At 74.9% G+C, this 11,197-nt stretch carries 12 protein-coding genes; 5 read left to right on the forward strand and 7 right to left on the reverse strand.

Annotated elements, in window-relative coordinates; translation table 11 throughout:
• Positions 1–59: 59 nt before the first annotated feature.
• Positions 60–632: an NYN domain-containing protein gene (locus ACFUMH_RS16630; RefSeq protein WP_378208139.1), complete on the reverse strand. Its 573-nt coding sequence runs from the start codon at positions 630–632 to the stop codon at positions 60–62.
• A gap of 130 nt (positions 633–762) precedes the next feature.
• Here ACFUMH_RS16630 and ACFUMH_RS16635 point away from each other — a divergent pair, with 130 nt between their 5' ends.
• Positions 763–1,299 (forward strand): MarR family winged helix-turn-helix transcriptional regulator, encoded by a 537-nt coding sequence (locus ACFUMH_RS16635; protein ID WP_378208142.1) that lies wholly within the window; start codon positions 763–765, stop codon positions 1,297–1,299.
• Between the two features lie 98 nt (positions 1,300–1,397).
• Positions 1,398–1,943, forward strand: a complete 546-nt coding sequence (locus ACFUMH_RS16640) for a flavodoxin domain-containing protein (protein WP_378208145.1) — start codon at positions 1,398–1,400, stop codon at positions 1,941–1,943.
• 18 nt (positions 1,944–1,961) lie between these two features.
• Here the strand turns inward: ACFUMH_RS16640 and ACFUMH_RS16645 are convergent, their stop codons facing one another.
• A complete protein-coding gene (locus ACFUMH_RS16645) occupies positions 1,962–2,849 on the reverse strand; it encodes a serine/threonine-protein kinase (protein ID WP_378208149.1) in 888 nt (295 codons plus the stop codon).
• 296 nt (positions 2,850–3,145) lie between these two features.
• Here ACFUMH_RS16645 and ACFUMH_RS16650 point away from each other — a divergent pair, with 296 nt between their 5' ends.
• From ACFUMH_RS16650 to ACFUMH_RS16660, 3 genes are all read left to right on the forward strand, one after another.
• Entirely contained in the window at positions 3,146–4,339 is a 1,194-nt protein-coding gene (locus tag ACFUMH_RS16650) for a ferrochelatase (RefSeq protein WP_378208152.1), read from the forward strand.
• A gap of 76 nt (positions 4,340–4,415) precedes the next feature.
• Positions 4,416–5,123, forward strand: coding sequence for a hydrogen peroxide-dependent heme synthase (gene hemQ, locus ACFUMH_RS16655; RefSeq protein WP_378208154.1), 708 nt, complete (start codon positions 4,416–4,418; stop codon positions 5,121–5,123).
• 115 nt (positions 5,124–5,238) lie between these two features.
• Positions 5,239–5,736 carry an META domain-containing protein gene (locus ACFUMH_RS16660; protein ID WP_378208157.1) on the forward strand — a complete coding sequence of 166 codons (498 nt, stop codon included), beginning with the start codon at positions 5,239–5,241 and terminating at the stop codon, positions 5,734–5,736.
• An 82-nt stretch (positions 5,737–5,818) separates the two neighbouring features.
• Here the strand turns inward: ACFUMH_RS16660 and ACFUMH_RS16665 are convergent, their stop codons facing one another.
• The 5 genes from ACFUMH_RS16665 to ACFUMH_RS16685 form a co-directional block, all read right to left on the reverse strand.
• Entirely contained in the window at positions 5,819–7,198 is a 1,380-nt protein-coding gene (locus ACFUMH_RS16665) for a Glu/Leu/Phe/Val dehydrogenase (protein ID WP_378208160.1), read from the reverse strand.
• Between the two features lie 37 nt (positions 7,199–7,235).
• Complete coding sequence (locus ACFUMH_RS16670; protein WP_378208163.1) at positions 7,236–7,724, reverse strand: hypothetical protein; 489 nt, start codon at positions 7,722–7,724, stop codon at positions 7,236–7,238.
• A 244-nt stretch (positions 7,725–7,968) separates the two neighbouring features.
• Positions 7,969–9,009, reverse strand: a complete 1,041-nt coding sequence (locus ACFUMH_RS16675) for a LacI family DNA-binding transcriptional regulator (protein WP_378208167.1) — start codon at positions 9,007–9,009, stop codon at positions 7,969–7,971.
• A gap of 143 nt (positions 9,010–9,152) precedes the next feature.
• A complete protein-coding gene (locus ACFUMH_RS16680; RefSeq protein ID WP_378208171.1) occupies positions 9,153–10,061 on the reverse strand; it encodes a carbohydrate ABC transporter permease in 909 nt (302 codons plus the stop codon).
• Positions 10,058–11,059 (reverse strand): carbohydrate ABC transporter permease, encoded by a 1,002-nt coding sequence (locus ACFUMH_RS16685; RefSeq protein ID WP_378208175.1) that lies wholly within the window; start codon positions 11,057–11,059, stop codon positions 10,058–10,060. Before ACFUMH_RS16685 ends, ACFUMH_RS16680 begins: the two co-directional genes overlap by 4 nt.
• Between the last annotated feature and the right edge of the window lie 138 nt (positions 11,060–11,197).

Genomic DNA, 11,197 nt, shown 5'->3' on the forward strand with positions numbered 1-11,197 from the left:
GCCTCCCCGCGAGGGGCGGCCGGGCGCTCGTCCGTCGGCCCGCGGGCCGGGGCGGTGCGTCAGAGGTAGCGCAGCGGGTCGAACTCCTCGAGCGGGATGATCCGCAGGCGCGGCAGCTGCACGTTGAACGCCGCGACGTCCGCCTCGAGATCGAACGTGCGCAGGCCGCGGGCGGTCAGCGTCGCGAGCTGCTGGCTCGTGAACTCCCGGAACGCCAGCAGGCCGACGTTCCGCCCGGCGTCGACGAGCTCCTCGACCTCGGGCGCGAAGTCGCCGTCGTGGCTGGCCAGCAGCACGTCGCCCTCGCGCGCGGCCAGCGCCTGCAGCGTGCGCTTGATGCCGATGTCGACGACCTTCTCGTACGACTCGCCGGCCAGGGGGATCGGCACGAAGCCGATGGCCGTCAGCGCCTGCACGAACGACATCGGCAGCGAGCCGTTCGAGGCGTTGAGGAAGAACAGCGCCTTCACCGGCTGGCCCCACGTCTGCTGCGCGAACGTCAGCACGCGCTCCCAGCGCGGTCGCTGCTCCGGCGTGGGGCGCCCGCCGAGGATCGAGGAGCCGAGGGTGGCGTCGATGTTCTCGCCGTCCACCAGCAGGTAGGTCGTGCCCGTGGGGGCCGCGTCGCTCATCGCCCCAGGCTAGACGCGCGCGGGCCGCGACGGCGCCGTCCGCCGGTGGCGTGGGTGACATGATGCGTCCTCGTCGAGGTGCGACGACGAGCGTGCGACGGGCGCACGGCCCGCGAGAGGTGAGCCGGTGATGGTGGAGGACGACCGGGACGGCCCCCTGGACGTCACTCCCGACCCCGGCGCGGTCCGGGCGTCGGCGGAGGCGTGGGAGGCGCTGTTCCGCGCGCAGGTGACGCTGCTGCGCCGGTTCGCGCGCGACGACGTGTGGGGCGGCCTGAGCATGCGTGAGTACGACGTGCTCTTCACGCTCGCGCGGGCGCCCGGCCGGGCCCTGCGCCTGCGGGAGCTCGCGGCGGGCAGCCTGCTCACCCAGCCGAGCCTGTCCCGCCTCGTCGAGCGGCTGGAGGAGACCGGCCTGGTGCGCCGCGGACCCGTCGAGGGCGACCGGCGCGGCACCGCGGTCCACCTCACCGACGCGGGCGCGGCCCGCCAGCGGGAGATCGGGCGCCGGCACGTGCGCTCGATCCACGCGCTCGTCGGCGGCGCGCTCGACGCCGACGAGCTCACGACGCTGCAGCACCTGTGCGACAAGCTCCGCCTCGCGCAGGCGGCCCTGCCGGACCCCGCGCCCGCCGGCGACCCGGCGGTCGACGCCGCCGCCGGCTGAACCGCGACGGGGACCTCCGACCCACGCCGGCCGCGACGTCGCGCCGGACGATGGTCGAGCGGGCGGACGCCCCGCGGCACGACGGCGGAGGAGGGGCGATGCGGATCCTGCTGGCGGTGGCCTCCCGGCACCACGGGACCTGGGAGATCGGCGCGGTGGTCGCGGACGTGCTGCGCGCGCACGGCCACGACATCGAGCAGCGGGCCCCCGAGGACGTCGACGACGTCGACGCCTACGACGCGGTCCTCCTCGGCTCCGCCGTGTACACGGCGCACTGGCTGCCCGCCGCGCGCGAGATGGCACGGCGGTGCGCCGACGGGCTCGCGGCACGCCCGGTCTGGCTGTTCTCCTCGGGCCTCGCGACGCAGCCCGCGAACGCGGCCAACTCGCCGCTCGAGATCCGCGCGCTCGTCGAGCGGGTCGGCGCGCGGGGGCACCGCAGCTTCCGCGGGCGGCTCGACCGGGCCGTCCTGTCGTTCGCCGAGCGCGCCGTCATCGCCGGCGGCCGCGCCCGCGAGGGGGACCACCGCGACATGGCCGCGGTGGCCGCGTGGGCGGGGGAGGTCGCCGAGGCGCTCGCAAGGGTCCCGGCCCCCGCACCGGCCCTGGCGCCGGCCGCCGACCGCGCGCCCCTCGCGGGCTGACGCGCCCTCGCGGCGCGGTCAGGAGGCGCGGAGCACGCCGCCGCGCAGGGAGCGCAGCTCGGCCGCGACCGCGGCCATCGCCGGCCGCTGGTCGGGCGCCGACCGGGTCATGGCCCGCAGCAGCCGGCGCCAGTCCGCGTCGAGGTCCTCCGGCACGTCGGGCACGCGGAGCAGCCGGGCGAGACCCGCCGTGAGCGGGTCCCCCGGGTACGCGCGCTCGCCCGTCAGGCACTCCAGCAGCAGCAGCCCGAGGGAGTACACGTCGCTCGCCGGGCCGACACGCTCGCCGAGGGCCTGCTCGGGGCTCTGGTAGCCGGCCGTGGCGCGGTCGTCCGTGCCGATCCGTCCGGCCTCGGTGCTGCCCTGCTCGGTCGCGGTCGCCGCGATGCCGAAGTCGGCGAGCACCACCGGCAGGGTCGGCGCGTCACGACGGCCGGTCGCCGCGCGCTCGTCGGCGACGAGCACGTTCGACGGCTTCACGTCGCGGTGCACGACGCCCGCGGCGTGCGCGTGCGCGAGGGCGTTCGCCAGCTGGCGGCCGACGTCGGCCGTGGTCGCCGGCTCGAGGGGGCCGTCCCCGAGCACGTGGCGGAGCGTGCGTCCCTCGACGAGCTCCATCACGAGGAAGGCGACGGGCCCGATCTCCGGCAGCACGTCGGCGCCCACGTCGAGGAGGGCGACGAGCGACGGGTGGGACAGGTCGGCCAGCACGCGCGCCTCGTGGGCGTAGCGCCGCACTTGCACCGGGCTCGCGCCGTCCAGGCGGAAGATCTTGACCGCCACCGGCCGGTCGAGCCGGCTGTCCCGCGCACGGAACACCTGTGCCGAGCCGCCCTGGCCGAGGGGGTCGCCGAGCACGTAGCGGTGCGCGAGCTCCGGCACCGCGTGCCGTCCGGTCCTGCTCACGGCTGCTCGACCGTCATCGAAGGCTCCGGGTCCGTCGGGTTCGTCGGTCCGGCGGCGCGGGAAGATCGCCGCCCCGCGAGCCGACGCTAGGGGTCGCGGCGCCCCGTCGCACCTCGGAGCACCCGGACGGGTGACGCGGCGGCGGCGGCCCCGCGCGCGCCGCCCGGCGCCCGTGCAGGTCACGGACACGGTGCCGACGGAAGGTGACGCGACGTCGCGACAACGTCACGTCCGCACCGGTGCCGCTCGGCGCGAGCGCCGTCGGGACGCGGTGCGATGATCGGGAGGTGCCCCCCGTGACGCCTCCCGTGACCGACCCGACCGCCGCCGTGCGGCCCGACGTCGACGGGCTCGCCCCGTACGACGCGGTGCTCCTCTTCTCGTTCGGCGGGCCGAACGGTCCCGACGACGTGCTGCCGTTCCTGCGCAACGTCACCGCCGGCAAGAACATCCCCGACGAGCGCCTCGCCGAGGTGGCCGAGCACTACCACCACTTCGGCGGCCGCAGCCCGATCAACGAGCAGAACCTCGCACTCCAGGCGGCGCTGCGCGCCGAGCTCGACCGGCGCGGGCTCACGACGCCGGTGCTGTGGGGCAACCGCAACTGGGAGCCGTACACGACGCAGGCGCTCGAGGAGGCGCGCGCCCTCGGCGCCCAGCGCGTGCTGGCGCTCGTGACGTCGGCGTACTCGTCCTACTCGGGGTGCCGGCAGTACCGCGAGAACCTCTGGGCGGCGCTCGAGGACCTCGGCACGCAGGACGCGGCCACCGAGGGCCGGGCCCCGCTCGCCGTCGACAAGGTGCGCTCGTACTTCAACCACCCCGGCTTCGTCGCCGCCAACGTCGACGCGGTCGTCGAGGCGTACGGGCGCCTGCAGGCCGAGCACCCGGACGCGCAGTGGCCGCGCCTCGTCTTCGTCACGCACTCCATCCCCGACACGATGGAGGAGGCGTCCGTCGTCGCCGGCGCGTCGTACGCCGAGCAGCACCTCGACGTGGCGCGCAGCGTCGTCGCGGCCGCCGCCGAGCGGCTCGGGCGCGCCGTCGAGTGGGACCTCGCGTACTGCTCGCGCTCCGGCCCGCCGAGCCAGCCGTGGCTCGAGCCCGACGTCAACGACCACCTCGAGGCGCTGCACGCCGCGGGGACGACGTCGGTCGTGCTGTCGCCCATCGGGTTCGTGTCCGACCACATGGAGGTCGCGTTCGACCTCGACACCGAGGCGCTGGAGACGGCGCAGGAGCTCGGCATGGCGGCCGTCCGCGCCGACTCGGTCGGCACGCGCGAGCCGTTCGTCCGCGGGCTCGTCGACCTGCTCCTCGAGCGGGCCGCCGTGCAGCGGTCGCTCGACGCGGGCGCGGAGCGACCGGCCGAGGCGACGGTCGGCGCCCTGCCGCCGTTCCGCTCGGTGTGCGTGCCGGGCTGCTGCCGCCAGCGCGCCGGCGTCGACTCCGGCATCCCCGCGGCCTGCTCGACCGACCCCTGGTCGTGAGCCCAGGCGGCGGTGCACCGCCGCCCGGCACCACGACGCCCCACGCCAGACCCGCACCGACGGACGAGGACACCCCGTGACCACGCACGCCCCCACCGACCACGACGCCCTCAACGCGACGATCCGCTACACGATGTGGTCGGTGTTCGCGACGCAGGGCGCGCTGCCCGCGGACGACGCGCAGCGGCGCGCGCTCGTCACCGACGCGCAGGACGCCGTCGGGCAGGACGCCGGGCTCGTCGTGCGCGGCTGGTACGACGTGGGCGGGCTGCGGGCCGACGCGGACCTCATGGTCTGGTGGCACGCCGAGACGGTCGAGCAGGTCCAGGCCGCGTACCGGCGGCTGCGTGCGAGCGCGCTCGGTGCGCACCTGCGCCCGGTGTGGTCCGTCGTCGGGCTGCACCGCCCCGCGGAGTTCAACCGTGCCCACGTGCCGGCGTTCCTCGCGGGCGAGCCCGCCGGGGACTACCTGTGCATCTACCCGTTCGTGCGGTCGTACGACTGGTACGTCCTGCCCGAGACGGACCGTCGGCGCATGCTCGTCGAGCACGGCCATGCGGCCCGCGACTACCCCGACGTGCGGGCCAACACCGTGTCGTCGTTCGCGCTCGGCGACTACGAGTGGCTGCTGGCGTTCGAGGCGGGCGAGCTGCACCGCATCGTCGACCTCATGCGCGAGCTGCGGAACACGGAGGCGCGGCTGCACGTGCGCGAGGAGGTGCCGTTCTACACGGGCCCCCGCGTGACGCTCGAGGAGTGGGCGGAGCGGCTGCCGCGCGCCTGACGGCAGCGCCCGCCCACCGGTCCGGCACCCGACCACGGCGCCCCACCACGGCGCGTCACCGGCGCCCGGGCGTCCGGGCCGGGCGCCGTCGCGCGGCCGGTGCCATCATCGGGGCATGCGCGACGACGAGCGGACGGACGGGCCGGCGGCCGACGACGTGGCCGAGGGTGCGACGGCGGAGGCGCCCGACGGCGTGGCGCCCGACGGCGTGGCCGACGGCGACGCGACGTGGCTGCACGGCACGTGGCGCGTCACCGAGGTGGACGGCGAGGCGCTCGAGGACGGCATCGAGGGACCGCCGTGGCTGACCTTCGAGGGCGACGGGCAGGTCTACGGCTACGCCGGCGTCAACCACGTCCGCGGGACGTGGCGGGTCACCGACGGCCGGCTCGACCTGGGACCCGTCGTGCAGACGATGATGGCCGGGCCGCCCGGGCCCACGGCCACCGAGCAGGCCGTCACGGCGGTGCTCGCCGACGGCGGAGCGGTCCGGGCGGACGGCGACGACGTCGAGGTGCGCACGCCCGCCGGCCGCGTGGCGCGGCTCGTGCGGTCCGCCGCGCCGGCCGAGCCCGAGCCCGACCCGCAGGACGGCCCGCACGTGCTCGGGTGACCGTGCCGCGGTCGGTTCACCGGGTGCGGCCGGCGCGACGGCGCAGGACCTCGGGGGCGCAGGACGCCGGCGGCGCGGGACGTCAGGGGTAGAGCCCGCGGATCTGGTGGGCCTCGGCCACCCGCTGCACGCCGATCGTCAGCGCGGCGTCCCGCAGCGTGATGCCCTCGGCGCGCGCGAGGGAGGCCACCGCGTCGTGGCTGGCGAGCATCTGCTGCTCGAGGCGCTCGTCGATCTCCTGCGCGGTCCACCAGTACGCCTGGTTCGCCTGCACCCACTCGAAGTAGCTGACGACGACGCCGCCCGCGTTCGCGAGGATGTCCGGCACCACGACGACGCCGCGCTCCGTGAGGACGCGGTCGCCCTCGCTCGTCGTCGGCCCGTTGGCGCCCTCGACCACCCAGCGCGCCTTGACCTGACCGGCCGTGTCACCGTCGAGGACCCCCTCGACCGCGGCCGGCACGAGCAGGTCCACGTCGAGCGTCAGCAGGCCGTGGTTGTCGATCGGGTCCGCGTCCGCGAAGCCGACGACCGTGCCCGTGCGCGCCACGTGCGCGAGGAGGGCCGGCAGGTCGAGCCCGTCGCCGCGGTGGACGCCGCCGTGCGCGTCGCTGACCGCGAGCACGCGGGCGCCCGCCTCGTGCAGCAGTCGCGCGGCGTGGGAGCCGACCTTGCCGAACCCCTGCACGGCGGCGGTGACCTCGCGCAGGTGCACGCCGTCCCGGGCCAGCGCCGCGCGCGCGGTGTGCACGACGCCCTGCGACGTCGCGGTCGCCCGCCCGAGCGACCCGCCGACCGCCAGCGGCTTGCCGGTCGTCACCGCGGGGATCGTGAAGCCCCGGTTGACCGAGTACGTGTCCATGACCCACGCCATGGTCTGCTCGTCGGTGCCGATGTCGGGCGCCATGATGTCCCGCTCCGGCCCGATGATCGGCATGATCTCGCTGGTGTACCGGCGCGTGACGCGCTCGAGCTCGGCGCGCGAGTGGGCGTGCGGGTCGATCGTCACGCCGCCCTTCGCGCCGCCGTACGGCACGTCGACGACGGCGCACTTCCAGGTCATCCACATCGCGAGCGCGCGGACCTCGTCGAGGTCGACGCCCGCCGCGTACCGCAGCCCGCCCTTGCCGGGGCCGCGGGAGATGTTGTGCTGCACGCGGTAGCCGGTGAAGACCTCGGTGCGGCCGTCGTCGCGCCGCAGCGGCACGGCCACGCGCATCTCGCGGCGCGGGGTGGCGAGCATGGCGTGCAGGCCGGCGTCGTAGCCGAGGATGTCGACGGCGCGGGCGAGCTGGCTCTGGGCGGTCGCGAGGGGGCTGGTGTCGACCGCGCCGGCGGGGCCGGGGTCGCGGTCGGTCGTCGGGCGTGCGGCCTCGGTGGGCACGGGGTCGGCGTGGTCGGCGGCGGGTCGCGCCGCGGCGTGCGAGGGCGTCGTCGCCCCGGGGGTGGAGGGGTGATCCATGTCACCTACCCTGGCACGCCCGTGCGGGCAGGGCAGGTCAGCAGACGCGGATGTCGGTGACCCACCGGGCGACGTTGCCGCCCAGGTGGCGGCTGTGCCGCGCGGGCACCAGCACGCACATGCCGGCCGACCCGTCGGAGAACACCGGCGCCACGAACATCGAGCGGTGCTGGCAGTTGTACACCCGGGCCGACCACGGCGACGGGGACGCCAGGTAGTACGAGGACAGGTACGAGCACCAGTCCTCCTCGTCCTCGATCGTGGCGAGGGGCTCGACGCCCTCGCCGGGCACGGGGAGCCCAGGGCGCGCGGGCGCGGCGGGCAGGCCCGCGCCGCGGTCGACCGGCACGGGGGCGACGGCCAGGGCCGGTGCCGCGACCACGGCGGTGAGGACACCCGCCAGCAGGCCGACCACGACCGCGGCGAGGGCGCTCGTGCCGGGGCGGCGGTGCGACACCGCGGCAGCGTGCCGCGGGGCGTCGTGCCGGGCGGCGTCGTGCCGGGCGGGGGAGGGGGTGCCGCGCACGGGGCTCCTCTCGTCGGCCCCGCGCGTGGACGTCGACGCGAGGTGTGGAGCGGCGCCGCACGTCGTCGGGCGGCGCCGGGCTCCACCTTCGCGAATCGGACGTCAGCCTGTCAAGCCACGGCACGACTCTGGTCACGCCTCGCGCCGACTGGGACGCGGGACCCGGCTGCGAGGCACGGTCCCGCGGTCGGGAGCGACGGTGCCGGTCCGTGGCGATACGTCGTCCCGACGGAGGTGCCTCCGCTCAGGAGGACTCCCGCACCACCAGCTCGGGGTCGAAGATGAGCGGGTCCTCGTGCGGCGCGCCGTGCAGCTGGTCGAGCAGGCGGGCGCCGGCGGCGCGGGCCATCGCGACGACCGGCTGGATCACGCTCGTCAGCGGCGGGTTGGTGGACGCCGCGACGCCCGAGTTGTCGTAGCCGACGACGGCGACGTCGCCGGGCACGTCACGGCCGAGCTCCGCGAGGACGCCCATGGCGCCGGCGGCCATGAGGTCGGACGCGATGAAGATGCCGTCGACGTCGGGGTGCCGCTCGAGCAGCTCGCGCGCGGCGCGTGCGCCGGACGTGATGGTGAAGTCGCCGTGCACGACGGCGGACTGGTCGAGGCCGGACGCGTCCATGGCGAGGCGCCACCCCGCGAGGCGGTCGATGCCGGCGGACATGTCCTGCGGGCCCGCGATGGTCCCGATGCGCCGGCGGCCCCGGTCGAGGAGGTGCTGGGTCGCGATGCGCCCGCCCTCGGTGTTGTCGGTGTCGACGTACTGGACGTCCTCGTCCGGCGCCGACAGCGGGCGCCCGACGAAGACGTTCGGCACCCGGGAGGCGAGGAGCGCGCGGTCGAGCTCGTCGTCGCGGTGGTGGGAGACCACGATCGCGCCGTCGACGTGCCCGTTGCGCAGGTAGCGGATGGTCCGCTCGCTCTCGCCCGGTCGGGCGATGACGAGGACGACCTGGATGTCCGAGTCGGCGAGCGAGGTGCTCAGCCCGTTGAGGGTGCCGGCGAAGAAGGGGTCCGAGAGGACGCGCTCGTCGGGCTCGGGCACCACGAGCGCGATGGAGTCGGTGCGCCGCGTGACGAGCGAGCGGGCCGCGCGGTTCGGGGTGTACCCGAGGTCCGCGACCGCGGCCTCGACGGCGGAGAGGGCCTCGGGCGACACCCGTAGGCCGCCGTTGATGGCACGGGAGGCGGTGGAGCGTGACACGCCGGCGCGCTCGGCCACCTGCTCCAGTGTCGGCGCGGCGGGGCGTACCTGCTCCGCGCGCGTCGGGACGTTCTCGACCACCGTTGGTCTCCTCCTGTGGCTGCTCCGTGGCAGCGTGGACGTGCTCCGGCCCTGTGCGCCCCCGCACACGCGAGGTTACCGCCGGGGACGACCACCGGGTCGGGCGCACGCGCGGCGCACGCCCGACCCGGTGGGGGAGTGGGTCAGCCCTTGACGGCGCCGGCCATGATGCCCGCGACCAGCTGCCGGCCTGCGGCGATGAACAGCAGGAGCAGCGGGATCGTGGAGAGCACGACGCCCGCCATGATCAGGGACATGTCCTTGAAGTAGGACGCCTGCAGCAGCTGCAGCGCCACGGGCAGCGTCGGGTTCGTGTTCCCCAGGACGATGAACGGCCAGAAGAAGTTCGTCCAGGACGCGACGAACGTGAAGAGCCCGAGCATGACCGCCGCCGGGCGGGCGGCGGGCAGCGCGATGCTCCAGAACGTGCGGATCATGCTGGCGCCGTCGACACGGGCCGCCTCGATCAGCTCGTAGGGGAGCGCGCTCTGCAGGTACTGCGTCATCCAGAACACGCCGAAGGCGGTGACGAGGCCCGGCACGATGACGGCGACCAGCTTGCCGATCCAGCCGAGCTCGGCCATCACGATGAACAGCGGGATGACGCCGAGCTGGGTCGGCACGGCCGTCGTCGCGATGACGAACAGCAGCAGGCCGTTGCGGCCCTTGAAGCGCAGCTTCGAGAAGGAGAACCCGGCGAGCGTGGAGAACAGCACCACGGACACGGAGGTCACCACGGCCACGACGACCGAGTTCCAGAGCGCCTTCCAGAAGTTGATGTCGGCGCTCAGGACCCGGCTGACGTTCTCGAAGAAGTTGCCCTGCGGGACCGGCGACGGGATCGGGTTCTGCGCGATGGTCTGCGCGTCCGAGCTCGCGAGCAGGAACGCGTAGTACAGCGGCAGGACCGAGACGACGATCGCGAGGCCCAGCAGCGTGTACGTGAGCCAGCCCGGACGGCGGTCCGAGCCGGCCCCTCGGGTCCGCTTGGCGTACCGGGCGGCGCTCGCGCCGGCGGTCTGCCGGACGAAGGGTGCGCTGGGGGCGCTCATCGCGTGACCTTCTTTCGTGCACGGGGGGCCGAGTCGGACGCGATGCGCCGGGTCAGCCAGAAGTTGAGCAGGCCGAACGCGAGGATGATGAGGAACAGCACCCACGCCACGGCGGCGGCTCGGCCGAAGCTCTTCTGGTTGCCGAAGGCCAGCTCGTAGATGTACATCGTCACGGTCATCCACTGACGGCCGGCGCCGCCCTGACCCTGCTGGTCGAACATGCGCGGCTCGTCGAAGATCTGCAGGCCACCGATCGTCGACGTGATGACGACGAAGATGATCGTCGGGCGGATCGACGGGATCGTGATCGAGAAGAACTGGCGCGCACGCGTCGCGCCGTCGATGACGGCGGCCTCGTAGAGGTCGCGCGGCACGGCCTGCATGGCCGCGAGCAGGATCAGCGTGTTGTAGCCGATCCAGCGGAAGTTGACCATCGTCGCGATGGCGACGTGGCTCGGGACGACCTCACCGTGCCAGCGGATGGGCTCGATGCCCACAAGGCCGAGGACAGCGTTCGCCAGGCCCGACTGGTCCGCGAAGATCTTGCCGAAGAGGAGGGACACGGCGACCGGGGCCACCACGTAGGGCACCAGCACGCCCATGCGCCAGAAGGTGCGCGCCCGCAGGTTCGCGTCCAGGAGCGCCGCCAGCACGATCGCCACCAGCAGCTGGGGGATCGTCGACAGCGCGAAGATGCTGAAGGTGTTGCGCAGGCCCTTCCAGAAGTTGGGCTCCTGGAAGACGAACGCGAAGTTGTCGAACCCGACGAACTCGCCCTTGCCGCCGAGCAGGTGCCAGTCGAAGACCGACACGTAGGCGGTGTACAGCAGGGGGAAGAGACCCGTCAGGGCGAACAGCAGGAAGAACGGCGAGATGTACAGGTAGGGCGAGACCTTGACGTCCCAGCGGCTGAGCTTCTGGCTGAAGCCGAGCCGGCGCGGCTCGCGCGGGGCGTCGGGCAGTCGGCGCTGGGTGCGCGGCTGCGTGGTGGTGGCCATGGCGGGGTCCTCCGGGAGATGGGGCTGACGCGTGCGGGGCCGGGGGGGTGGGGGGGACCCCCGCCCCCGGCCCGCGCGGCGGTAGACGGGAGGCGCGGGCCGTTTACATCAGGGTGTGAGTCTGGCCCCCGGGGGGCC

Source organism: Cellulomonas sp. NPDC057328 (genome assembly GCF_042667215.1).
GTDB lineage: Bacteria > Actinomycetota > Actinomycetes > Actinomycetales > Cellulomonadaceae > Cellulomonas.